This is a genomic window from Citrobacter sp. Cpo061, assembly GCF_030332845.1.
Classification (GTDB): Bacteria; Pseudomonadota; Gammaproteobacteria; order Enterobacterales; family Enterobacteriaceae; genus Citrobacter; species Citrobacter portucalensis.
In genome coordinates this window covers 118,227-142,561 of record NZ_JAOWHB010000041.1, presented here as the reverse complement: position 1 = coordinate 142,561, position 24,335 = coordinate 118,227, and the positions used below count along the sequence as shown (strand labels likewise).

Annotated in this window: 28 protein-coding genes, 1 tRNA gene and 1 riboswitch; of the genes, 14 read left to right on the top strand and 15 right to left on the bottom strand. The window is 50.4% G+C overall.

The window, feature by feature from the left end; translation table 11 throughout:
• Positions 1–6: 6 nt before the first annotated feature.
• The 8 genes from agp to OGX97_RS11500 form a co-directional block, all read right to left on the bottom strand.
• Positions 7–1,248 (bottom strand): bifunctional glucose-1-phosphatase/inositol phosphatase, encoded by a 1,242-nt coding sequence (gene agp, locus OGX97_RS11535; protein ID WP_235124326.1) that lies wholly within the window; start codon positions 1,246–1,248, stop codon positions 7–9.
• An 87-nt stretch (positions 1,249–1,335) separates the two neighbouring features.
• Entirely contained in the window at positions 1,336–2,043 is a 708-nt protein-coding gene (locus OGX97_RS11530; protein WP_008784320.1) for an ArsR/SmtB family transcription factor, read from the bottom strand.
• 69 nt (positions 2,044–2,112) lie between these two features.
• On the bottom strand, positions 2,113–2,868 hold the full coding sequence (locus tag OGX97_RS11525) for a sulfite exporter TauE/SafE family protein (RefSeq protein WP_008784319.1): 756 nt from the start codon (positions 2,866–2,868) through the stop codon (positions 2,113–2,115).
• A gap of 134 nt (positions 2,869–3,002) precedes the next feature.
• Positions 3,003–3,509, bottom strand: a complete 507-nt coding sequence (locus OGX97_RS11520) for a protein disulfide oxidoreductase (protein ID WP_008784318.1) — start codon at positions 3,507–3,509, stop codon at positions 3,003–3,005.
• On the bottom strand, positions 3,499–4,122 hold the full coding sequence (locus OGX97_RS11515; protein ID WP_008784317.1) for a DsbA family protein: 624 nt from the start codon (positions 4,120–4,122) through the stop codon (positions 3,499–3,501). The genes OGX97_RS11520 and OGX97_RS11515 overlap by 11 nt, the downstream gene beginning before the upstream one ends.
• Entirely contained in the window at positions 4,119–5,999 is a 1,881-nt protein-coding gene (locus OGX97_RS11510) for a cytochrome c biogenesis protein CcdA (protein ID WP_008784316.1), read from the bottom strand. The genes OGX97_RS11515 and OGX97_RS11510 overlap by 4 nt, the downstream gene beginning before the upstream one ends.
• Before the next feature lie 48 nt (positions 6,000–6,047).
• The gene (locus tag OGX97_RS11505) at positions 6,048–6,410 is read right to left on the bottom strand and encodes a hypothetical protein (protein ID WP_008784315.1); all 363 of its coding nucleotides are present in this window, start codon (positions 6,408–6,410) and stop codon (positions 6,048–6,050) included.
• A gap of 70 nt (positions 6,411–6,480) precedes the next feature.
• Positions 6,481–6,885, bottom strand: a complete 405-nt coding sequence (locus tag OGX97_RS11500) for a VOC family protein (RefSeq protein WP_003832040.1) — start codon at positions 6,883–6,885, stop codon at positions 6,481–6,483.
• Positions 6,886–7,281: 396 nt separating this feature from the next.
• Between OGX97_RS11500 and dsbA the strand changes: the two genes are divergently transcribed.
• From dsbA to OGX97_RS11480, 4 genes are all read left to right on the top strand, one after another.
• A complete protein-coding gene (dsbA, locus tag OGX97_RS11495) occupies positions 7,282–7,905 on the top strand; it encodes a thiol:disulfide interchange protein DsbA (protein ID WP_279850522.1) in 624 nt (207 codons plus the stop codon).
• 205 nt (positions 7,906–8,110) lie between these two features.
• Positions 8,111–9,031, top strand: coding sequence for a curved DNA-binding protein (gene cbpA / locus OGX97_RS11490; protein WP_213752045.1), 921 nt, complete (start codon positions 8,111–8,113; stop codon positions 9,029–9,031).
• Positions 9,031–9,324 (top strand): chaperone modulator CbpM, encoded by a 294-nt coding sequence (gene cbpM, locus OGX97_RS11485; RefSeq protein ID WP_003832033.1) that lies wholly within the window; start codon positions 9,031–9,033, stop codon positions 9,322–9,324. Before cbpA ends, cbpM begins: the two co-directional genes overlap by 1 nt.
• A 121-nt stretch (positions 9,325–9,445) precedes the next feature.
• Positions 9,446–10,132: a Crp/Fnr family transcriptional regulator gene (locus OGX97_RS11480; RefSeq protein ID WP_003832031.1), complete on the top strand. Its 687-nt coding sequence runs from the start codon at positions 9,446–9,448 to the stop codon at positions 10,130–10,132.
• A gap of 47 nt (positions 10,133–10,179) precedes the next feature.
• Here OGX97_RS11480 and OGX97_RS11475 read toward each other — a convergent pair whose 3' ends face one another.
• From OGX97_RS11475 to OGX97_RS11460, 4 genes are all read right to left on the bottom strand, one after another.
• Complete coding sequence (locus tag OGX97_RS11475; protein ID WP_008784309.1) at positions 10,180–11,016, bottom strand: nucleoside-specific channel-forming Tsx family protein; 837 nt, start codon at positions 11,014–11,016, stop codon at positions 10,180–10,182.
• 96 nt (positions 11,017–11,112) lie between these two features.
• Complete coding sequence (gene tsgA, locus OGX97_RS11470) at positions 11,113–12,267, bottom strand: MFS transporter TsgA (RefSeq protein WP_218659395.1); 1,155 nt, start codon at positions 12,265–12,267, stop codon at positions 11,113–11,115.
• A 38-nt stretch (positions 12,268–12,305) separates the two neighbouring features.
• Positions 12,306–13,013, bottom strand: a complete 708-nt coding sequence (gene deoD / locus OGX97_RS11465; protein WP_234095957.1) for a purine-nucleoside phosphorylase — start codon at positions 13,011–13,013, stop codon at positions 12,306–12,308.
• A gap of 112 nt (positions 13,014–13,125) precedes the next feature.
• Positions 13,126–13,281 (bottom strand): hypothetical protein, encoded by a 156-nt coding sequence (locus OGX97_RS11460; RefSeq protein WP_156183252.1) that lies wholly within the window; start codon positions 13,279–13,281, stop codon positions 13,126–13,128.
• Positions 13,282–13,499: 218 nt separating this feature from the next.
• On the opposite strand from OGX97_RS11460, the gene OGX97_RS11455 reads away from it, so the two are divergent.
• From OGX97_RS11455 to OGX97_RS11420, 8 genes are all read left to right on the top strand, one after another.
• Positions 13,500–14,003 carry a GNAT family N-acetyltransferase gene (locus tag OGX97_RS11455; RefSeq protein WP_174771592.1) on the top strand — a complete coding sequence of 168 codons (504 nt, stop codon included), beginning with the start codon at positions 13,500–13,502 and terminating at the stop codon, positions 14,001–14,003.
• 247 nt (positions 14,004–14,250) lie between these two features.
• Positions 14,251–14,473: riboswitch (cobalamin riboswitch) on the top strand.
• A gap of 221 nt (positions 14,474–14,694) precedes the next feature.
• The gene (locus OGX97_RS11450) at positions 14,695–15,750 is read left to right on the top strand and encodes an ABC transporter substrate-binding protein (protein WP_235124344.1); all 1,056 of its coding nucleotides are present in this window, start codon (positions 14,695–14,697) and stop codon (positions 15,748–15,750) included.
• Positions 15,751–15,815: 65 nt separating this feature from the next.
• The gene (locus OGX97_RS11445; protein WP_020996505.1) at positions 15,816–16,883 is read left to right on the top strand and encodes a FecCD family ABC transporter permease; all 1,068 of its coding nucleotides are present in this window, start codon (positions 15,816–15,818) and stop codon (positions 16,881–16,883) included.
• The gene (locus OGX97_RS11440) at positions 16,880–17,695 is read left to right on the top strand and encodes an ABC transporter ATP-binding protein (RefSeq protein ID WP_191214929.1); all 816 of its coding nucleotides are present in this window, start codon (positions 16,880–16,882) and stop codon (positions 17,693–17,695) included. The genes OGX97_RS11445 and OGX97_RS11440 overlap by 4 nt, the downstream gene beginning before the upstream one ends.
• A gap of 10 nt (positions 17,696–17,705) precedes the next feature.
• Positions 17,706–18,146 (top strand): pseudoazurin, encoded by a 441-nt coding sequence (locus tag OGX97_RS11435; protein WP_057067670.1) that lies wholly within the window; start codon positions 17,706–17,708, stop codon positions 18,144–18,146.
• A gap of 27 nt (positions 18,147–18,173) precedes the next feature.
• Positions 18,174–18,725 (top strand): ubiquinol-cytochrome c reductase iron-sulfur subunit, encoded by a 552-nt coding sequence (petA, locus tag OGX97_RS11430; RefSeq protein WP_057067671.1) that lies wholly within the window; start codon positions 18,174–18,176, stop codon positions 18,723–18,725.
• A gap of 1 nt (position 18,726) precedes the next feature.
• A complete protein-coding gene (locus tag OGX97_RS11425; RefSeq protein WP_057067672.1) occupies positions 18,727–19,887 on the top strand; it encodes a cytochrome b in 1,161 nt (386 codons plus the stop codon).
• 2 nt (positions 19,888–19,889) lie between these two features.
• Entirely contained in the window at positions 19,890–20,693 is an 804-nt protein-coding gene (locus OGX97_RS11420; RefSeq protein ID WP_008784299.1) for a cytochrome c1, read from the top strand.
• 153 nt (positions 20,694–20,846) lie between these two features.
• Here OGX97_RS11420 and OGX97_RS11415 read toward each other — a convergent pair.
• A tRNA-Ser gene (locus OGX97_RS11415) sits at positions 20,847–20,934 on the bottom strand.
• Between the two features lie 142 nt (positions 20,935–21,076).
• Positions 21,077–22,705, bottom strand: coding sequence for an ABC transporter substrate-binding protein (locus OGX97_RS11410; protein ID WP_204557578.1), 1,629 nt, complete (start codon positions 22,703–22,705; stop codon positions 21,077–21,079).
• A 270-nt stretch (positions 22,706–22,975) separates the two neighbouring features.
• On the opposite strand from OGX97_RS11410, the gene yccA reads away from it, so the two are divergent.
• Together yccA and tusE are read left to right on the top strand one after the other, a co-directional pair.
• The gene (gene yccA / locus OGX97_RS11405) at positions 22,976–23,635 is read left to right on the top strand and encodes an FtsH protease modulator YccA (RefSeq protein WP_008784297.1); all 660 of its coding nucleotides are present in this window, start codon (positions 22,976–22,978) and stop codon (positions 23,633–23,635) included.
• Between the two features lie 88 nt (positions 23,636–23,723).
• A complete protein-coding gene (tusE, locus tag OGX97_RS11400; protein ID WP_008784296.1) occupies positions 23,724–24,053 on the top strand; it encodes a sulfurtransferase TusE in 330 nt (109 codons plus the stop codon).
• Here tusE and yccX read toward each other — a convergent pair.
• Positions 24,050–24,331 (bottom strand): acylphosphatase, encoded by a 282-nt coding sequence (yccX, locus tag OGX97_RS11395; protein ID WP_020996508.1) that lies wholly within the window; start codon positions 24,329–24,331, stop codon positions 24,050–24,052. The genes tusE and yccX overlap by 4 nt on opposite strands.
• Positions 24,332–24,335: the final 4 nt, after the last annotated feature.

The following is a 24,335-nucleotide window of genomic DNA, read 5'->3' as shown; positions in this document are numbered from 1 at the left end:
TTTCTTTTACTTAGCCGCCTCATTCAGCACGCTATCGAACTTATCTATCGGGCAAAAACCATCCGCATCTATCGGACATCCTTTCAGCTCCAGCGTTACGCGCTGCGCCGGGGATTTCAGCGTCAGAACGTCTGCATTACGCAACTGCTGCGAGCTCTGATACACATACTCGATTTTCATCAGATCACGATTTGCATTGCTGTCATGCCAGCGCTGGAAGACAATCTTCCCGCCAATCGGCGTACGCTCGTTCTGAGCGTGAAGCTGGTACGGTTTAAAATCCAGCGCGGTGAGCAACGAAGCGATATTTGAATCATGCCCCACCAGCACGGTTATTTTCGGTGCTTTCGCGCGTTCAGTAACCAGCGCATTATCAATATATTTCACCAGTGGTTTGGCGACGTTCTGCGCCACTTCCGGGGAGGTGAACAGGCTATCCTGATAGCCGTTTTTCAGCTTCGACAGAACCTTCCACTGCTGATCCGATTTAATCTCGCCCCAGGCAACCTTGTCCATCGGGAAGCCTTCGTAAAATTGCAGCGTGAAGGCATCAACCAGCGAATTTCCCACCTTCAGCGGCCCCGAAACGCCTGGCTCCTGCTGGTACTTCGCGCTAAACGTATCTTTGGCATCGGTCAGGGAACACTGCTGTTTTTCTTTGCAGGACGGAGAGTCTTTGTAGTCGGTCATTTGTTCAAGCAACTGATAGCTATCGTTGAGCTGCATTTTGCTGCGCTCTTTCTCCATGGCCTGAACGGCCTGCTGGCTGAAGGCGGCGGAATCATCGGTGATCACCGGGTTAAAGGTGGGATCCATGGTGCCCATTTTTTCCTGATGATGGACCGGAACATCGCAACCAGGGAAAGCACCGGTAACAAAGAACTGCGCCGTGGCGACCGTACGCTGCAGGCTGTTAGCATAGGTATAGACCGTGTTCGGTGCCGGGCATTCGCCCGATTTCACCATCCCCTGCTCTGCCAGCCACTCTCGCATGTAGTGGCCCATATAGATTTCCAGCACACCGCCCTTGGTAGTGAGTTGCCCACCGGGGACATCCCATTCTGGCCATTGTTTGGGGGTGGACTGTTCAAGAACGCTGCCATTATTGGCTAAAGGTGCGCGTAAGTTATGCCGACTCATCATCAATACTTGCTGAAGCTGATAGCCTTCCGGCGCGGTCTGCGCCTGCGCGGCGGTTGACAATAAGACAGCCCCTGCCACGGCTGTGGCGATTAACGATTTATTCATCCCTACGACCTCTTGTTGTTATCAATCACAACAGAGTGTGACAGAAATATGACATATTTCCGGGAACGCTTTCGCAAAACAGACCATCTAGCCTGTCGTTTTAACACCAAACTCGGTTTCGAGTTTACGAATGCCAAGAGGTGTGAAGATGACATGGCGGCTGCCCTGTTCGGTTTTTATCCATCGCTGTTCACTGAACCAGCGCAGCAGCGTTGCGCCAAGCATACCACCAGGATGATAACGTCGTTCGCTCCAGTCCAGACAACCACAGGTTAACTTCCGCCGGGATGAGCCAGCCGCCAGGATAATCCCCATCTGTGCCAGCTTTTCCTGGCCAAGAGGAGTCAGCGTTTCACCATCCGGCGTTAACCACTGACGGGAAACTAGCGTATCGAACAACCTCACCGCGACCTCTCCGGCGAGATGGTCGTAGCAGGTGCGGGCATGCCGCAAACCTGGCGGTGTAGTGATTCTGCGGGGCGTTGATGTCGCCCACGCAACGCCCATCAGGCGTTCCAGCAGTTCAGCGATATCGGAACCTGCAAGGCGAAAATAACGATGTCTGCCCTGCGCCAACGCGACAACAAAACGTTGTTCGCACAGACGCGCCAGATGCGCGCTGGCGGTCGACGCGGATATATCCGCCACCGCGCTGAGCTCAGTTGCAGTCCAGGCGCAGCCATCCATTAGGGCGCACAACATACGCGAGCGCGATTTATCGGCCATCACTGCCGCAGTGAGTGCCATTTTTGACTCCAGATCGCCCTCTTCTTCATGTAACATCACGGATGCCATAACGACCTCATTGGCCCTGAATATCTGAATTAACGATGCCATGAAAGTCGCGCAAAGTCACCGCACCGGTCACACAGCACGTAGCATCATCTCTGTACCCAACCCGACCAGACAAAACAGAAAACAGCGTTTAAACACGAGCGGAGAAATAACCCTTCGCACACGGGTACCTATCCATTGGCCAATCAGCGCAGGAAAAATGGCCAAAGCCGACAAACTTAGCGATTGTATGGGCAGCGCGTTGTGCCACCACAGACCCAGCGCCAATGCCAGGGTCGAAAAGGTAAAAGAGATCCCGAGCGCCTGCACCAGTTCATCTTTCTCAAAGCCGAGGGACTGGATCCAGGGCACGGCGGGCATCACAAACACCCCGGTTCCGCCGGTCAATAAGCCGGTCACAAATCCAATAACGAGGGAGTACGGTTTTTCACGCTGCGGGGCCACCGCAATTTTCTTTCCCGCCAGCGTCCAGATAGCGTAGGCCACCAGCGCTACGCCGAGTGCAAACTGAGTTCGGGTGGTGTCACCACCGGTAATCCAGGCGCTGGCAAGCAGTGTCGCCACCACTACTGTCAGCAGCATTGGCCACAGTCGTTTGAGTAATTGGCGTGTATTTCCACCGCCGCCAAACTGGAACAAATTGCTTATCAGCGAAGGCAATAACAGCATGGCCGCCGCGGCAACTGGCGAAATAAGCGATCCGAGGATCCCCATAGCCACGGTGGGTAACCCCATACCCGTAACGCCTTTCACCATCCCGGCGAGGACAAATGTGGCGGCAATCATCACCACCAGAGCGGGTCCAAACGCTAAAGAACTCGTCATGTTGCACTTTCCTGGAAAAGAGAAGATGACTGATTCTGGACGTTAATCACCGTGTTTGCTTCGTCAGGCAACGAAATATGCCTTCCTGGGGAGGGCGACGCCATAAAAAATGCCGGGTTTCCCCGGCACATTTATCAGAACGTTTTCGCCCACCACAACCGAAATTTCATGCCCCAGTAGCTGGTCCAGCCGCTGGTGGTTGATACTACCCGACCTTGTGACATCACCACCAGCGTGGGCGTGACGCTGATTGCCCAACTGCGGGAAATGGCTCCGTTCGCATCATTGATGACCGGAAAGTCCACGCCTTTACGCGACAGCCAGCGAGATACCTCAGCTTCATTTCCGGAACGTAACGCAATGGTCATCACATTTTCCCCTTCCGAACGCAGCCTGGCGACCTCCGGCGTCGTGAAGCGGCATACGCCGCACCAGCTCGCCCAGAAATAAAGCAACACCGGCTCGTCTTTGCTGAGCGCCGCCAGCGTGACGGTTTCACCATCCAGTGTTTGTAAAGGCGTGCTGTCAAAGGAGGCAGGGAGATGCGGCGCGCGCCAGGCATCCATCAAGAGCATTGCCCCCGCCAACAGTGCCAGTAAGATCAGCCCTTCGCGCAACCAGCGGCGCAGTTTACTGAGCATTGGCCGCCGCCAGTTTTTCTTTTACCACTTCCTCAAGGGTTTCCCACGGCACCGCGCCGGGAATAAGTTCATCACCAATAATCGTTGCCGGGGTTCCCTGCACCCCCACCAGTCGCGCCAGTTGCAGGTTAGTGCTCAGCGTTTCAGCACTTTGGGCGTCCAGCGTCACCGGACTGGCCCCCGCTTTTTCCTGCGCCTGTTTGATACTGACGTCGGTATGATAGCCCTTCTTCTGCATCAATTTTTCATGTAATGCCAGGGACTGTTGCGGATGCTCATGCCATGTCGTCAGCACGGTCCGCGCCGCCAGTTCCGAACTTTCACCTTTAAACGGCAGCGGTTTAATCACCACCGCCACGTCAGGATATTTCTGCACAATTTTTTCCAGCATTGGATCCAACTGCTTGCAGTATGGGCAGTTGTAATCTGTGAAGTTTATCAGGGTCAGTTTCGCCTGCTTCGCGCCAATCCGCGGGCTGTTGGGATCGTTAAACAAGGCTTCCTGAATTAATGCTTCAATTTGCTTTTCCTGTTCCGGGGTAAACGGCGCAGGCTCTTTCGCGATACTGACGGCAGAAAACAGGGTTAACAGCAGAACAATCATCATTTTCATGGGGTTACTCCTTTGGCATCATTCAACGTTTGCAGTACCGCATCGCGGGTTAACAACGTGGGTAACGCCTGGCCATCCGGCAGACCGGGGCCATAAATTTGGTTATACGGCACAGCAACCTGGCCGCGTTTTTTTAGAAATTCGGTAATAGCTTCAGAAGGGAGTGTCCAGTCGCCGCGAAGCGCCACCACATCCGGCTGTTGCAATGCGGCCTGTACGTCTTCTTTATGCAACACGTTGTATTTGTTTACCTTACAGGTGATGCACCAGTCGGCTGTGACGTCAATGAACACGCGCTTATGTTGCGCCAGCGCATCCTCAATCGCCTGCTCGCTTAGCGGTTGCCAGTTCACGCTTTCTTTAGCGCTACTTTGTCCGCTAAACCCTAAGTGTGGGAGCAGCAACGTCGCAAGCCAGATAGCCGAACCCAGCATCATCACGCCAAGCAGACGCCGCAAAATATTCATCCACCGCCCTGGCCGCGGCAAACGCAGCGCCAGACCGGGACGCAGGGCCACCAGCAGCCACGGTAAGCTCATCCCCAGCCCAAGTGCGATAAACAATCCCCACAACGTCGGCAGCGAAGCAGTCAATGCTACCGCCACCGCCGTTCCCAGAAACGGGGCACTGCACGGCGTGGCAAGCAGTGTCGCAAATGCACCTTGCCAGAAATGTCCCGACAGTCCGTTGCCGCCGTGAGTCGCCAGCGTGGTGGTCATAGCAGAAGGGAGTCGGAATTCAAACCACCCGAACAGGCTGGCGCTGAACGTCAGCATCACTAGCACCATGACGCCAATGAACCACGGATTCTGAAACTGGATCCCCCAGCCAAGGGCCTGATTGGTTAAACGCAGCACCGTCATCAATAGCGCCAGAGCCATAAACGAGACCAGTATTCCGGCTACCGATGCGAGGAACTGACGACGGATCTGGCGACGACTTTTTTCCTCGACCAGCAAAATAGAGCCCAGCTTCATGCCCAGAACCGGTAACACACAAGGCATCAGATTGAGGATCAAACCACCCAACAGTGCCATGAGCACCACTTGCCACAGTGGGAGTGAGGCGTTCTCAACAACCGGGGCTTCGCCAATCGCAAGACGACTCTCCTGGGCAACACCGTTATCTGCCAGCACCAGCGTGACTGACTTACCACGCAGATCCGGCGCGCCTTCTCCCCAACCGTCATGTACAGGTACCGTAGCGCGTAACGTATCCCCCTCAACATGAATTTGCGGCATGCCAAAATCCGCATCATCAACAGCATCCAGATATAGCCCTGGTTCAGTCCAGCCTCCCGCACGGCGAGCCTCGACGACTAACTCTCCCGCCCGTGCGCCAGCGCTCAGAGCATCGGTCAGGCCGCTGGCAAGTGGGATCTGTCCCATCGCCTGAGCATAGTCATGTGCAAAAGTCGGGTCCTGGGCTGTGGGCGTCACGGAAAAAGGAAAATCCGTCAACAGGCAAACGTTGCTACAGGTGGATAGCGTCAAAACGCCGCTGAGCGTGGCGGGCGCTCTACCGCGCACCACCATCGGGAACGTCACCTTATCGTGATACCCCTGAGTAGTGATATTGGCGACCTCAAAACGAGCAGGGGTTGGCCAGAACCAGTCGACCGCGGGCATTTCCCCTTTCCAGGCGATTGCAGGTGCAACGCCTCCCTCGCCCGGAGAACGCCAGTAGGTTTTCCAGCCGTCCTCCAGTTTGACATCCAGCAACAGACGGGTTTCTCCGCCTGCGGACGTATCAGCGCGTAACCGCACACTGGCGTGATCGTTATCGGGTGAACGCAGCCAGCCGGGTTCAGCCGCCCAGGATACGGGCAGCCATAGCAATAACAGACAGAGCAGCGCCTGTCTGAAAACAGTCATCATAGTTTTTCTCCGTGAATAATTATCTAACAGTCAGCAACGGCTGTTCTGTCATTCACGGAAGACGCAAAATCGGAGATGCACCCGGAGAGTGGGCGGCGAGATGGCTCGCGGTGGGAAAAAAGGTAGACGAAACGCCCGTACTGGCGCCAGCAATGACAGCAGCAGGCACAGCACCAGAATAGCACCTTCAAACAATACGGGTGGCGCAGCCAGTAATGATTTCGCACTCAGTTCACAAGGGGTAACGGGTGAGGCCTCATCGGTCTGCACTTGTGCGCTGGCGACAACGCTTGTAACGGCGGTATCCATCTGCAACGCGTGCAGGCCCGCCATGCGTTGTGCGGTGCAAACCATCACCACAACACATGCCAGACAGAGGAACCACCATCCCATCCGTTGACGTTTCGCCATTATACCCTCACTCATTGATGCGAGTTATCTTAACCACTCGCCAGGTTTTGGCAACCTTTCCGCTGTAAAGTTATGTCCTGCTATCTGCTGGATATACCGCGATTTCAATCAGATTAAGATCGGGATCCCTGACATACACCGAACGAATAGGTCCTGTCGCACCTGTACGTGCAACGGGCCCTTCAATAATCTCGACTCCGTGGGTTTGAAACGTCTCCATCACCTCTTCCAGCGTACGCGTGGTGATAAAACATAAATCCAGCGCCCCCGGCGTTGGCGCGTAGGCTTTGGGTTCAAACTCTTTTCCCCGAATGTGGAGATTGATTTTCTGATTGCCAAAGACGAAGGCTTTCCGACCTTGCGCGAAGGTTTCCAGCCTCATACCTAAAAGCTCGACATAGAAACGAACGCAAGCCTCTTCATGATTGGTGGTTAGTACCAGGTGATCCAGGTGGTCGATCATAGCGATATCCATTTGGGTTGCTCATCTCTGACACTTACCCTATTCATTCACGCACGACAAGAAAAAGAAAATCTACGGAGTTATTTGCAGAACTTAACGCAACAACCTGCAATTTACGCTTTAAAAACGAAATGATAATTAATCATATTCCCGCCTTTATTTATTACACTATAACATTGCTAAAAACACCCCTGAAAATATCACCCAAGTTATCATTCACTATTTACGAAGAATGCCGAAAGATATTTCCATGACAGCACACAGATAATGCCCACCACGTACTGATGCGTAAATGAAAGTAAGGGTCAGCGCATTTCCAGAGAAATTCCTTATTATATTCAGACGCAATGAATAACGTATTCATTAGCAGATAATTTGTTTATTAAATGTTATTTAGAGTATATGGAAATGAAAAAATATTTATTACCCCTGATTGGGTTACTTTTTACAGTTAGCGCTCAGGCAGCATCATTTACCGACGGCAAAAAGTATATCTCACTGGAAAAACCTGTCGCTTCCGCTCCAGCCGCACTGAAGTTTTTCTCATTCTATTGCCCTTCCTGTTATCAGTACGATGAAGTTTTTGAAATCACTGATAACGTGAAAAAAGTATTGCCTGCAGATGTCAAACTCACCGAATACCACGTCGACTTTTTAGGTCCGCTGGGGCAAGACATGACCCACGCCTGGTCCGTCGCCATGCTGTTGAACGTACAAGATAAAGTTAAGCCGTTGCTTTTTGATGCCGTTCAGAAAAAACAAACCGTTAAAACAGCGGACGATATTCGTAACGTATTTATCAGCGCGGGCGTCAGCGCCAGTGATTATGATGCGGCATGGAATAGCTTTGCCGTGAAATCACTGACCGCTAAGCAGCAAGAAATGGCGAAGGCAGTTGATTTAACCGGTGTGCCCGCCATTTTTATCAACGGAAAATATATGATCAATCCAAAAGGACTGAAGTCAGATGACCTTAATGCATTCGTGCAAAACTATGCTGATACGGTCCGCTTCCTGATAAGCAAATCCTGATGTTTAGCTAATCTCATTTTTCGCACCACACAACAGATGCCGTAACCTCAACTGCGCTGTTGGTGGTGCAATGCCTGCATCGTTTATCGCAATATCCTCCCTTCCCGGTTGGCATTCGCCGTTATCAGGATTACCCTAAACTTAGCGGTGATACCTGTTGTCAGGGTTCACCTTCTGCAAGTGTTGATTTACACGAGAGAACGCTATGGAATTAAAGGATTATTACGCCATTATGGGCGTGAAACCGACAGACGATCTCAAGACAATCAAGACCGCCTATCGTCGACTCGCCCGTAAATATCATCCTGATGTCAGCAAAGAGACTGACGCAGAGGCCCGGTTTAAAGAGGTTGCAGAAGCCTGGGAAGTTTTGAGTGATGAGCAGCGACGCGCCGAGTACGACCAGCTGTGGCAGCACCGCAACGACCCACAGTTCAGCCGTCAATTCCAGCAAGGAGAGAATCAAAGCTACAGCGCCGAAGATTTCGACGATATCTTCTCCTCCATTTTTGGCCAGCGTGCGCACCAGTCGCGCCAGCGCCCTGCCAGCCGCGGGCACGACATTGAAATTGAAGTTGCCGTATTCCTCGAAGAAACGCTTACTGAGCATAGCCGCACTATCAGTTACAACCTGCCAGTCTATAATGCGTTTGGCATGGTAGAACGAGAAATTCCTAAAACGCTGAATGTGAAAATTCCGGCTGGCGTCGGTAACGGTCAGCGTATCCGTCTGAAAGGCCAGGGTACCCCCGGCGAAAACGGTGGGCCGAACGGTGATTTGTGGCTGGTGATTCATATTGCGCCGCATCCGCTGTTCGATATTGTTAATCAGGATCTGGAAGTTGTCGTTCCCCTCGCGCCGTGGGAAGCTGCGCTGGGTACGAAAGTAACCGTTCCGACGCTGAAAGAGAGCATCCTGCTGACCATTCCTGCAGGCAGCCAGGCCGGTCAGCGGCTACGCATTAAGGGCAAGGGTCTGGTAAGTAAAAAACATACCGGCGATTTGTATGCGGTGATCAAGATCGTCATGCCACCGAAACCTGACGACGCCAGTGCCGCCCTGTGGCAACAACTGGCGGATGCACAAAAGACCTTTGATCCGCGCAAAGAGTGGGGGAAAGCATAATGGCTAACGTTACCGTCACTTTTACCATTACCGAATTTTGTCTGTACACCGGTGTATCAGAAGAAGAACTGCATGAGATTGTCGGCTTAGGGGTGATAGAACCTCATGAAGACGAGACGTTTGACGATCATGCGCTGACAGTAATGCGTCGCGCGGTGCGCCTGCGTCAGGAGCTGGAACTTGACTGGCCAGGGATTGCCGTTGCGCTGACGTTGCTGGAGGAGAACGCTCAGTTACGCCAGGAAAACCGCCTGCTGCGCCAGCGCCTGTCTCGCTTTATCAGCCATCCTTAGTGTGTCAGGACCAGCATGGTGCTGGTCCTTTTATTATCCGCCCCGCGCTCTTAATGACATTGCCCAGCAGATGGCATACAGTCTGAGATAAGAATTATCTTAAACAATAAGACGTTGAGTCATGCAGCTTAAACCCCTCACGAAAGGTCGTTTTCACAACATCTGGCAGCAGGATGATGCCTTGATTGAGAAGATATTTCAGGAACTGCTCTCTGAAACGCAGATTATCCAGGAAGATGAGTATCTATACCGCCAGGGACAGGTTGTCGATCGACTGATCATGGTGCAATCCGGAAGAATTTCGCTGCGTTACAGCGCGGAGAATGGCCGCCGATTCCAGTTGGGCGCCATGGAATGCGACGAGCAGCTGTTTGGTGAAATGGAGTTTTTTACCGGGTATCGCTGCCAGCTTGATATCGTCGCGGAAGAACCACTGACCGTAGCGGTGTGCAGCTGTGACCGTCTGGAAGAAGCGCTAAATCAGCACCCCAGACTGGCGATATTTTTTGCCAGTGCAATGGCGATTGATTATCAGGATATGCTGGAAATCTTCCTGCACCGGATGCTCTACCCTATCGTACATAACGTGGCGTATGACCTGTATCGCCAGCATCAGAACAAGCAGCCGATGGATGGTTTCCATAAAAAATACCAGGAAGCTGAGCGATTCGGCACAACCGACCGGGTCTATCGGCGGGCGGTTAAAGCGCTGACGGATGCCGGGCTGGTAACGCGAACGAAGCAAGGACTGGAAATTAAGGATCTGGATGGGCTGCGTAAATTTCTCGGCAATGACATCATTGACTGACACACCAACGCTCGTTAACAGAACATTGGTGTGTCATTTCGGCGCAATCAGAACTTATAGGTGAGGCTGAAATAGTGACCGAGCCCGGTGGTACGCCCTGCTCCGCCGTGGTTTTCCATCAATGCCATGTTACGGAAATACTTCAGGCCATAACCGACTGCATAATGCTCTGAATGCCAGTAGATACCGTTATACCATTCAATCGCGTTATTGCTGTATAACGGTTGATTAGCAATCTTATTCGCGGCGAACTGGTAGTCAAAGTACCCCTGATAGTTCAGATAACTGCCGTTGGCAAAGGTATAGAATGGCGTCGACCAGTTAGTCGAGAACATATAGCCATCCCACTTTCCTTCGTTATCCGCACCGTAGTTTTCACGAACATAATGCGCATAGATGTTCATTCCCACCAGACCAAACCACGGGACCTTCACATCTGTACCCAGGCCAACGTAATGTTCAAATAACTCCCGGTCGCCAATGTTATTTACCGTTGCAATATAGAATTCGTTAAACGGCCCAACGGATAAATCTTTATTAAAAATGGCGTCCAGGGAAAAACGCGGAGATATCTTGGCAAAGAAGTTATCACCCCCATGACGATCGTCCTGCTCGCGATCCAAAATATCAAAGAAATCCACATAACCGTACAGATCGATAATGCCAGAGCGTGCACCAAACTCCAGTTCCAGATAGGTGTCATTGCGAATACCATATGGCACTTTCGCGTCCACACTTTGCATTAAGTTCATCTGCATCCAGTTAAAATCATTTTTACGGATGTTGCCATCAGTATAGTCAGCCGCGAATGCTTGCATACAGCTCATTGCCACTACTGCACCCAGGATTGTTTTTTTAATCATTAACTTATTGTTCTTCAGCATTTTTCAATTCCTTTGAGTAAGGTTGAGTATCGCCCCACCATATAAATGGTGTGGCGACTGGCTATTTAATTAAAGAGGTAAGTGTTATTAGTGCTTTTAATTACGTTTGAGTTTTAATGTCACCATCAACATGACAAAGATAATTAAATACAACACCGGTATCGCGTACATAATTTTCTGCAATCCCATTGTTTTTTCCATGAGCGCGCTGATCGCCGGACTAAACATGGCCCCGGCACTGCCGCTAATTAAAATATAAGAAACGTTCTGACTGCTCGCACGCTTCACGAAAGAAACACCGTAGGCAATAAATGAGTTATACAGCGCAGCACAGACAAACCCGTAACTGTATGCCAGATAATCAAGCCCGGAGATATTATCCTTCGTGACGATAATTGTGGTAATAATGCTAGCCAGCAGAATAATACTTAGCAGGAAATAATGTATCTTCACCCGAGAAACAATGACGGTTGATACTAATGCCCCGACCAGCGCAGCGCCCCAGTATTGCGTAATAATACTTCCTGCTTCTTCAAAGGGAATGCCAAATTTGTTCTTCACAAATAATGGTGCCCAGGTCAGGAAGGTGTACAGCGCCAGCATTCCTAAGAACAGGCCAATGCCTCCGCTGATGATCCCTGGATTCCACTCCGATTTTACCTTATCTGTCCGATCTGCCGTGGGCGCCGTCTCGCAGGCAGTAAAGCGGGTGAGCGCCACAACGCCCAGCGTGAGTAAGGCCACCATACCCACGCTTAGATAGCTGTAACTCCACGACATATTGTGCGTCAGGGCGAAGGTCGTGATCAGCGGAAAAACCACGCCCGCAACGTTGAAAGTGGCGTCCTGCACCACCAGCATCGTACTTTGAATACGATCCTGCCAGACCGATACCACAATCGTTCCCGCCACGCACAGACCGATCCCACCGCAAAAACCCACCAGGGTCATGGCGACCATCACAGGCCATAAGCCAGGGCTTAAATGCATTACCAGAGCGCAAAGGAACACTATCGAATAGATAATGAGCGTCATACGCTTCACACCGATTTTCTCAATCAGGAAAAAGGCGGCGATAGTGCCGGCTAATGCTCCACCATTGAGCAACGAAAATATCGAAGCAACGGTATTCACATCGGCACCGTAGCGTACTGCAATCGGTTCGATTAGCATACCGAACTGGCTGGCAAACCCTGCCATAATAAAATTTGCCAGAAAACTAATCAGCGTAAGTGCTATTTTATTCTTCATATAATGCCATCTCTGATTGGTTCAATTAAAAGCCGGAACTAAGCGGTAACAGCAGTATTTAGCGCCAACTCAATCATGTTATTAAAGGTCAATTGTCGTTCTTCTGCAGTTGTTTCTTCACCTGTCAGGCAATGATCGGAAACAGTTAAAATAGCCAGCGCTTCAATATTAAACTGATGCGCTAAAGCGTATAATCCTGCTACTTCCATATCCACACCGAGCACACCGAATTTTTCCAGTGCCGGTATTAAATTATCGTCAGGATCGTAATAAAGATCGCCGCTAAAAACATTGCCGACTTTAATATCGATACCGGCCTTCTGTGCCAGCGTCCACGCCTGCTGCAATAATGGGAAATAGGCGGATGTTGCCATCGCATAGCCTGCGCTACGTTTTAAATTTGTGACTGAATCCGTTCCGGCGGCGACGGCCAGGATAATATCGCGCATTTTGACATGATGTTGTGTTGCCCCTAAACTGCCGACGCGTATAATTCTTTGCACACCAAAATCATGTACCAATTCATGGGCATAAAGCGTCATTGAAGGAATGCCCATTCCATGTCCCATCACCGAAACAGGTTGCCCAAAATATAAACCGGTATAACCCAGCATATTACGTACATTGGTGACTTCGCGGTAATCCACTAGATAATTTTCGGCAATAAATTTAGCGCGGAGCGGATCGCCCGGCATAATAACGGTTGGCGCGAAATCACCTGGCTTGGCATTAATATGTGCAGTCATAACAATTCCTGAATTATGGGTATTGAAGATATGCAGGGATTGTAACCAGACGTTTGTGAGGTGATTGAGGACAAAAGTCCTGCTCAGAGGATCGGCCTCTCATTTTTGAGAGTTAGTGGTGCAGGTAAGTGGTAAAACGGAACACAGCGTGTTGGTCTTCTGGCGTGCGGTGAGTAACGTCAGCATCCCGACGCAAAGAAGCAGTACGTTGTTCATGGCAAATTCGCACTGCCAGATGAAGGCGACGGCTGCGACGGGAACCAGTCACAAGCAAGCGCCTCACCATCCGATTGTGGCCCCCCAAATCCCCTCAGCGGCGTGGTCACTACCGTCGCCAGCAGCAGGGACTTACGATTCCCATTTATAATCCGTATGCAGAATAGCGCCAAAGATAATTGCATTTCTGACTCTTGCCGCTCAATATTGTTTTTAAAGGAGGCTTATTGTTATTATCGTTTTCCATTCTAAGATTGAGTTATGCATGCCATGATCCCATTTAGATTTAGTGAGATGGCTCACGCCGATATTCCTGCTGTTCAGTCGTTCCTTATTGAGCATCTTAATTTATTCTTCAATGCCGGCAGATCCATGCCTTCTGCCGAAGAAGATCTCTTTGATCTCGAACAACAGTATCTGTTACAGGAAAGAAATTTATTGCTTTGCGCATGGAGTGAAAACCAAGAATTAATCGCCACACTGGCGGTATGTCAATATAATGATCGTATTACTGAACTGCGTGGGCGTTACAACTTGCGTGAAACGGCAGAAATTTGTCGTTGCTACGTGGATGAACGCTATCGTAGACAGGGGATTGGTAGCCAATTGTTTGCTTTAGCAGATGTATTCTGCCAGCAACATCAATATAAAACGTTGTATCTTCACACCCATCATTTTTTACCCGGAGGATATCACTTCTGGTTGCGTAATAATTTTAAGGTGATTATGGATATGCAGGATGAATGGCAATTGGTACATATGGAGAGTTCATAAAAAAAGGATTCAAACACCAATCCGCAGCATTTTTGATGGTGATCAATATGTTTCATACGCAGAGATTGAATCATGCTCGTAGTTTGATCAACATCAATCAATTCTCATTTAGCTTTCTGTTGTTATTTTCATTTATAGCAACACACAGAGGAATGCATCTACATCCTATTGTTTTTACTGATCATTTTCAGAACGGCATTATCTCTTTACCTCTTACATTCCGTGGTTGACCTTGTTAACAATTGCCGTTAGAGTCACTTTCGACAGCATTTCATTACATTTTGTGTATGAATAGGAATATGGTGAGAATTATTTAATTCAATTCCATAACTGCCCCCGCAACTGTAGGCGGATGCAGAATATCCTTGTGTGGCTAATAAGGCACTGGTCACTGTAAAGTTTATCTTTATGGGAAGGCTGATATTCTGATTACCGTGAGTCAGGAGACCTGCTGTCAATGATGTATACCATTGAGTGGACGGGATGGTCCATGGGATGAATTATTTGACACAAGCAGTAGTGTATTTATGAATAAGATTTTGGCTAAGTCAGGATTATTTGCATTTTTCGCATATCTTTATTCTTAAATTTCACGATTCAATGTCATCTATCTTCATGTCTCCTCCCGATATATGGAATGAAATGAGCCATGACCAGACCTTAAGATTCTGGCATCAACGGGACGATGACAATGCACGCTAATTCTACCTTTTACTCCTCTAAAAAAACGCTTCTGGCTATTTTTGGTACCACTGCTCTGCTGCTCGCTTCCGGTTTTTCTGACGCGGCAAAAACTGAATATCCTCTGACGATTAAAAACTGCGGCCGCGATATTACCTTTAATCAGGCACCAACGCGCGTGGCAACGGTGGGTCAGAACAGTACCGAGATCCTCTATTCATTAGGGCTTGCCGATCGCGTCGTCGGTACTTCATTGTGGTTTGGCCCGGTACTGGACACCTATAAAACAGAAAATGAAAAAGTTGCCGTTATTGCGCAAAATATTCCGAGCTTTGAAGGGATTTTGGCTAAAAAACCGGATCTGGTCGCCAGCCAGTTTGAGTGGCAAATCGGCCCAGCTGGCACGGTTGCCTCTTATAAACAGTTTAGTGAACTGAAGGTTCCTGTTTACACCGCGCCAGCTGACTGTGCGAAAGATAACGAAGATGGTGGTGATGGTGTCCGTAAAGGAATGTTTGATATCACCATGGTGTATCAGGAAGTCGCCGATCTGGCAAAAATCTTCGATGTTCAGGATAAAGGCGAAGCGCTGATTGCCAGCCTTAAAGCACGTGAAGCCGCAGCGAAAAATAAAATTACCGGTATTGATAAGAATGTTTCTGCCGTGTTCTGGTTTTCAAGTGCCGATTTACAGCTCGATCCTTACGTTGCCGGAAAGTTTGGCCCAGCAGCATGGATAGCCCAAACACTGGGTGTGAAGAATGTGATTGATTCTGCCGAAGAATGGCCAACAGTGGGCTGGGAAACTATCGCTAAAGCTAATCCTTCTGTCATTGTGCTCGGCGAGATGAGCCGTCGCCGCTTCCCGGCAGATGACTGGAAGATCAAGATGGAATACCTCAAGTCCGATCCTGTCACCACGCTGGTTCCTGCCGTTAAGGAAAACCATCTGCCGGTCATCGACGTACAGACAATGAATGCTGGGATCAGAACTATTGATGGGCTAGAAAAACTGGCTGATGCCCTAGTTGAATATGGCTTAGCTCATCCGCAGGCTGCTCATTAATCTACTTTTTGCGCTATATCCTGCGCGGTATAGCGCATCTCTGTTACTCAGGAACGCAGATAATCATGAGTGATCCACGCAGGATGCGTCGTGCCTTTGGTCTGCTTGCAGTGAGAGTCGGTGGGCATACCGTCTGGGTCAGTGCGCTGATGTGCTGCGTACTGCTGGCGGGGATTTCCATCGGCGAAACGCTGATCCCCTGGCGGCATGTGCTCAGTACGCTGGCAAATCATCTTTTTGATACCCACTATCCTGTCGATGCGCTGGATGCAGGGATCGTCTGGAACTATCGCCTGACCCGAGCGCTGGTCTCTGCCAGTTGCGGTGCCTGCCTGGCTGTTTCCGGCGTAGTGTTACAGTCGCTGCTACGCAATGCACTCGCCGAACCTTATCTACTGGGGATTTCTGCCGGAGCATCCACCGGAGCGGTGCTGATTGCTCTCACCGGGCTTGGGGCCGGCGTTATCAGCATGTCATTGGGGGCTTTCATTGGCGCGCTAACGGCATTTATGTTCGTTGCACTATTGGCAATGGCTGCTGGCGGTAGACAAGGCGGCGGTGTGACAACCCAAATCATTCTTGCCGGCATCGCCAGCTCGCAGCTTTTCAATGCAATTACGTCGCTCATCATCACCCGCTCAGCAAATGCCGAGCAAGCGCGTGGAATTATGTTCTGGTTGTTAGGTAATTTGAGCGGTGTACGTTGGCCCGATGTTGTCTTAGCCATTCCTACCGCTCTGGTCGGTATTGTGCTGTGCTTCTGTTATGCCCGTCATCTCGACGCCTTCTCCTTTGGCGCTGAGTCTGCAGCATCGTTGGGCATTCCAGTAAAACGTACCCGTGCAGTACTGATTGCCGCCGTCACCGGCATGACGGCAATTATGGTCTCCATTGTTGGTGCGATCGGCTTCGTCGGTCTGGTTATCCCGCATGCCGCTCGTCTGCTGGTCGGCAACCAGCATCATCGACTGCTGCCAGTGAGTGCGCTTACCGGCGCGATTTTCCTCATTATCGCAGATGTTATTTCCCGCACGTTACTCCCCGGCCAGGTTCTACCAATAGGCGTGATCACAGCTCTGGTTGGCGCCCCTGCGTTTTCAATCATTCTGATTAGAGGAAACCAGAACAAATGACGGTGAATCTCGTATCCCCCCTTGTGAACTCTGCACAAGCCGTTATTGAAGCCTGTAATCTGCGCTGGAAGGTTAAAGGTAAGACGATTGTTGATGACATTTCACTCAGCGTAACGCCCGGTGAGTTTGTCGGCATCATTGGTCCCAACGGCTCGGGCAAAACGTCACTGATTTCACTGCTGGCCGGTTTGCTGAAGCCGACCTCCGGGTACATCACTCTGCAACATAAGGCGCTACAGCATTATTCGCGGCGTCATCTTGCGCAACAGGTGGCGCTGGTCGAACAACAGGCTGAAACCAGCGAGCGTCTTACCGCTTTACAAGCCGTTTCTCTGGGGCGAACCCCCTGGCTTAGCATGCTCTCCCCCTGGTCCGCCAAAGATGACGATATTGTGCAAACTATGCTGGAAAAGGTCGATCTCAGTGAATTACAGCATCGCTGCTGGCATACCTTTTCAGGGGGAGAAAAACAGCGCCTGCATATCGCCCGGGCGCTGGCGCAACAACCGCAGTTGTTGCTGATGGATGAGCCCACCAACCACCTCGACATTCAACATCAGATTGGCCTGCTGAGTCTGGTTAAACGTGAAAAGCTCACGGTGATTGCCGCTCTGCACGATCTTAATCATGCCGCGATGTTCTGCGATCGCATCATCGTAATGACGTCCGGACATATGGCGATGCAGGGGAAACCTTGCACCGTTTTTACCCGCGAAAACCTCCACACCTGGTTTGGAATCAACGCCATCATTGAAAAGGATGCGGGTGGTGAAAATTGTTTTATTCGTTATCAACGGCCTGATGAATTTTAAGGAAGAATCAATGAAATACCTCAAACAGAGTCTGCAAATTTTGTGTTTACTCGCCTTCGCCTCTTCTGCCTTCGCACAAACTCACGAAGTGTTGATGAAAAATCGTGGGGCTGGGGGACCAATGGTCTATGAGCCAGATTATCTGGAGATCCAGCCAGGGGATACGGTGAAGTTTATCCGTAAACATAAGAGCCACAACGCGGCTTCAATCGCTGAATTGTCTCCGGCTGGCTATCCTGGATTTATGGGAAAAATAGATGAAGAGATCGAAGTTACTTATGACAATGGCGGGTTTTACGGCATCAAATGTACACCGCATTACGCACAGGGCATGGTGATGCTGATTAAGGTTGGAGATGCCTCGTTACCAGAAAGCTACCGAGCGTTCAAAGCACCAGGTATTGCTGACAAGCGCTTTCAGGAAATTTACGCGCGTATCGACAAACGTTAATCCGCGATACTCAGGGAGGTATACGAGGTGGCAGAGAATAAACTTCCAGACGGCGAAATCCAGGAACAACGTAGGGAATGCCTGTGTAAACTGACAAAATTTGTCGGTGCAACAGGCATCGCGGCTGCAGTCTGGCCGCTGGTTTCGGCCTTGGGTCCGGATGAAAAAGCGCTTGGGGAAAATGAACCGATTGATGTCTCTCTTGCAGGTGTTGCTGCTGGACAAACCGTCAGACGTGTATGGCAAGGAAAGTTGATTCTTATTCACCATCGCACCACGGATGAAATCATTACTGCCAGAAGTGCCGACCTGGATACGCTTATCGACCCACAGCCAGACAGCGCCAGGGTCTCTGCAGCCCATCCTCAATGGCTGGTAGTTCAAGGTTATTGCCCACATGCCGGGTGTGTACCCAACGCCCGACCGGGAGGGGAGGGGTGGATTTGTCCGTGCCACGGTTCTGAGTTTGATACCTCCGGGCGCGTGACACGCGGGCCCGCGACTGCCAACCTGGCAATCCCAGACTACGTTATTCATTCCGATGGGCAGGTCGTGCGTATCGGCACGAAGGAAGTCTGAAATGAGGAATGAGCTTGTCTATTCGCTTCGCGGGCGTATCCCTTTTCCTCGCTCTGTTGCTGGACTCTGGGTATTTGCAATCGGCGCTATCCTGCTGGTTATGCTCGGGGTGCAGATCCTTACGGGTATTGTGCTGGCGATGTTTTACGTGCCGACGGCTGAGCTGGCATTTGACTCCATTATTCATATTATGCGCGCGGTTCGCCATGGAGAGCTGTTACGCAACATGCATGCTATTGGCGCGTCGCTCTTTTTCTTTGCCTGCTATCTGCATATTTTTCGTGGTATGTACTACAACGTTTACCGCAAGCCCTGGACGACAATGTGGATGGTTAGCGTCACGCTGTATATCCTGCTGATGATAACTGCGTTTCTTGGTTATAGCCTTATCTGGGGGCAAAAAAGCTACTGGGCGGCAACTGTAATTACCCGTTTTGCCCAGGCTATCCCGCTGGTGGGTGATTCAATTTACGCATATTTAGTCGGCAGCCATACGCCGGGGACACCGATGCTTGGCCGCTTTTTTGTTATCCACTTTATTCTTCCCATCGTGATTATCGTCGCCACGGTTATCCATATACGTACCGTACAGTCGGCGTTTGCCCAAGCGATGAAAAAGAAGTTTAGCGAGAAAGAGTCCAGGAGCCTGTTGTTCGATTACAAAATTACCGATCTCGATGCTATCAAAATCACTCTTTTTTTGATGGTTTTCGCCTGGTTTTTATTCTTCGCACCGCACTATCTGAGCAGCGCCGACAACTTTATTGCTGCGGACCCAACGATTACACCCGCGATTGTTGCGCCGGAATGGTATTTCCTTCCCTTCTTCTCCATCTTGCGCTGCTTCCCGAATGAATTCGTGGGACTAGCCGCGATGTGCGGTTCGATACTGATTTTCTATTTTCTGCCCTGGCTTGATACTTCCCGAGCTCGTTTTCGCCATTACAGCAAACTGGTTAAGTGCGGATACTGGCTATGGGTTATTAATGCCTGCTTTTTAGGCTGGTTAGGGTCGAAAGCGCTGGTTGGCCCGGATCTTCTTGATGGCTTTCGTAATGAAGAGGGTTGGATTCGTGCCGCATCCCAGCTTTCGACACTGATTTGGTTTGCCTGGTTTTTAATCGTCTTACCTTGCCGTCGTTTTTTGGAAAAACAGGATTGAGGATGAAACAACTATTGAAATTCAGCGTCCTGTCCTTTTCTCTATTGGGGCTGGGTTCCTCATATGCGCAGGAAGCCACACCTGAACGCCAGGAATGGAGCTTCAGCGGCATTACCGGTCAATATGATAAGGAACAGCTTAGACGTGGTCTGCAGGTTTATGAAGAGAAGTGTCGCGCTTGTCACGGCATGAAACACCTTACCTTTCGGACGTTGACCAGACCCGGTGGTCTGGAACTCACGGTTGAAGAAGCAAGAAGTATCGCCAGCGGCTATCAGTTTCCTGCGATTCAGGATGACGGCCAGATAGGTGAGCGCGACGGTACGCTAAATGACAGCTTTATATCACCATATCTAAACGACCGGGAAGCACGCTACCTTAATAATGGCGCTGAACCCGTTGACCTGAGCTATATCGTCCGTGCCCGCTCATACGATCGCGGATTCCCACAATTTTTGTTAGATGCTTTTCTGCCCTACACGGACCAGGGGGCAGATTACGTTTACGCGCTGCTAACCGGCTATCTGCCTGCCGATCCCGAACTGAAGGCTAATCGCTATTTTCCTGGCGGTGTGATTAACATGCCAAAACCGCTGACAAGTGGGGAGATCCAATGGAGCCCAGCGTCGAAAAAAGCTGAAACTGAGGAGCAATATGCCAGGGATGTTACCGCCTTTCTGGCATGGGCTGCCGACCCGACGATTTCTGAACGAAAGCAACAGGGAAATTACGTTATGGGCTATCTGGCTATTATGCTGGGCTTGCTATGGATAGCACGACTAATGAAGAGACGTTCGCTCATGTAGGTCTTGCGAGGCGGGGGATTACTCAGTTCACCAGCATTCAACCGGTCAGGTGCGCAGTTGCCCTTGCGCGAGTAAGACGAGTAAAGGAAGGCAAAATATAAACCGAGCAAAATGAAAAAACCCCAAGCTATTTTATAGCTTGGGGTTTATGTTTGGCGGAAGCGTAGAGATTCGAACTCTAGAACCCTTTCGGGTCGCCGGTTTTCAAGACCGGTGCCTTCAACCGCTCGGCCACGCTTCCAATGAGGCGCACTATAAACATCCGGAACGGACCTGTAAAGCACCAATGTGTTCGTTTGCCTGAAAAACAGCCAAAATGTTGTTAATCGACTGAAATAACAACAAATTGACCATTTATTCAGCACGAATACCGGCTATAGCGCTTAATGTTTTTTGATGTACATATCTTTGGTGTAGTAATTTCCCCGGTTATCCGGCGCAAATCCCCCCACCCACGGCTTCACCAGATGCGTGCGGACATAGTGGTAAACCGGAATCGCGGGCACATCCTCACCTAAAAGGTCTTCAGCCTGCTGATAGTATTTGCCGCGTTCTTCCAGTGAACTTGCTTTTGCCGCATTACGCATCGCTTCATCAAAGGCGGGGTTACTGTACTTGGTGGTGTTCTCGCTATCACCGGTCCGGAAGATATTGAGGAAACTTGAGGCATCATCATAGTCGGCTATCCACGCATAGCGCACGACGTCAAAATTACCGGTGTGCATAGTGTCCAGCATGGTTTTCCATTCCTGGTTTTGCAGCTTCGCCTCGACGCCAAGGTTTTTCTTCCACATCGACGATGCGGCAATCGCAATACGCTGGTGCGTTTCGAAGGTGTTGTAGAGCAGATTCAAGCTAAGCGGATGCTCAGGACCAAAACCGGCTTCAGCCAGCAGTTTTTTGGCTTCAGCAATACGTTTTTCGAGCGGCCATGACGCATACTCCGGCGCATGCAGTTTCACCCCACCTATTTCCGGCTGGCTGATAACCCACGCTGCTCGCTGCCCCTGCCCCATCACCTTTTGCGCAATGATGTCTTTATCCAACGCCATATTCAGCGCCCGGCGCACGCGCGGATCATTAAACGGCGCGCGGGTTGTATTGAACTGATAGTAATACGTTGAAAGCTGAGGCGAGACATGCAGTTCATCCCCCATTGTTTTTTTCAGTTGCGCGAACTGGTTAACCGGTACGCTATACACAATGTCGATTTCACCGGCCTTATAGCGATTTACGTCAGCCGACTCTGAGCTAATAGGCAAATAAGTAACTTTATTAATAACCGTATGCCGATCGTCCCAGTAATGTGGGTTACGCTCGGCAACGATGCGCTCATTAACCACCCACTGCGATAATTTGTACGGCCCACTGCTGACAAAATGCTCTGGCCGGGTCCACTTATCGCCAAAACGACCTATCAGTACTTTATCCAACGGGACCAGAGATGGATGTGCCAGCATCGCCAGAAACGCCGCCGTCGGTTGCGTCAGGGTAATTTCCAGCGTGGTATCATCCAGGGCTTTGACTCCCAGCGTAGCGGGATCTTTTTTCCCCTGGGCAATATCAACCGCGTTCGCAACGTGCATGTTGCCCAGATACGAAGCATAAGGTGAAGCCGTTTGCGGCGAGACCAGACGCTGCCAGCTCCAGACGACATCCTGTGCGGTAATAGCAGATCCATCTGACCAGGTTATGCCCGGGCGTAAATGGAAGGTCCAGACAGCGTTGCCTTTATTCTCCCAGGACGCGGCTAGACGGGGTTCGATAGACCCATCCTGCTCGACAGCCACCAGACCGTCGAACATATCGCTGATTAAATTAAACTCAACGTTGCTTTCAACTTTATGCGGATCCAGCGATGCCGGCTCACTGCCGTTGTTTCTGACCAGTTCCTGTTTTTCTGCCAGTAGTGTTCCTGCGGGAACATTTGCCGCCCTCGCCGCGCCGTTTATAGACATCAAACAGACAGCCAACAGCGTAAACGTCAATATCTTCGATTTATGTTGAATCATTCCCTTTACCTTATTGCTCTGTTTTATGTAGACACCGATGTCACTGTCAGAGAGATTCAGGAATAACGCAATATTTTTCAGTTACCTGGTAGATAGCGATCTGACATTTTTGCACATACAGTGCTAACATCTAATTCGGGAACTTTTGTTGAAATAATATGCTTAAGTCTGGCGGGCTAAAATGCGTAAAGATGGGTAAAACCGCTGTGTCATTCCTCTTGATTTCATTATCCTCCATCATTAATTACATCTGTCATAAGAGAGTGACTCATGGATCGTATTATTAGTTCTTCGCGCGAGCGTACATCGCTACTCAGCACGCATAAGGTGCTGCGCAATACCTATTTCCTGCTCAGCCTGACGCTGGCGTTTTCAGCGATCACCGCAACCGCCAGTACCGTACTGATGTTACCTTCTCCGGGACTTATCCTGACGCTGGTGGGTATGTATGGTCTGATGTTCCTGACCTATAAAACGGCGGATAAACCGGTTGGTATTCTGTCAGCTTTCGCTTTCACTGGCTTCCTGGGCTACATCTTGGGACCGATGCTGAATACATACCTGTCCGCAGGCATGGGTGATGTTATCGCCATGGCGCTGGGCGGTACGGCGCTGGTCTTCTTCAGCTGCTCGGCCTATGTGCTGACCACGCGTAAAGATATGTCCTTCCTCGGCGGTATGCTGATGGCGGGTGTTGTAGTGGTGTTGATTGGTATGGTTGCCAATATCTTCCTGCAACTGCCAGCATTACATCTGGCAATCAGCGCGGTGTTCATTCTGATTTCTTCAGGCGCAATCCTGTTTGAAACCAGCAATATCATCCGCGGCGGTGAAACCAACTATATTCGTGCCACCGTTAGCCTGTATGTTTCGCTGTACAACATCTTCGTCAGCCTGCTGAGTATTCTGGGCTTCGCCAGCCGCGATTAAGATGTCCACACGCATTATCCAGCCCCGCTTATGCGGGGCTTTCTTTTTTGGTAAACTGCCGCCAGTTTGACTAACGCAGTGACGAATTATGTTGATCTTTGAAGGTAAAGAAATCAGTACCGATAGCGAAGGCTATCTGAAAGATACCACGCTGTGGAGCGAGGCGCTGGCGGAGAGAATCGCCGAAAACGAAGGCATTACGCTCTCCGCGGAACACTGGGAAGTGGTGCGTTTTGTCCGCGAGTTTTATCTGGAGTTTAATACCTCCCCCGCTATCCGCATGCTGGTAAAAGCGATGGCCAACAAGTTTGGCGAAGAGAAAGGCAACAGCCGTTATCTCTACCGCCTGTTCCCGAAAGGTCCGGCCAAGCAGGCGACTAAAATTGCCGGCCTGCCGAAACCGGTGAAATGTATTTAATAGCGGATACTAAATCCCTTTAGCTCGTCGCCAGGACGATGTGGTTCACTGAGAACCCGGTCAACCCTGGCGCTGCTCGGCCCCCCGGCTTTCAACCACTTCATCAGCTGTTCTACCCGGTCGCTTTCACCGCAGGCGACAACCTCTACGCTGCCGTCATCCATATTCTTCGCGTAGCCGGTCAACCCCAGCCGTTGTGCTTCATGCTGGGTGGTGTAGCGAAATCCTACCCCCTGAACCCGGCCATAGACCCAGGCGATTATGCAGACTTTCGACATTGCG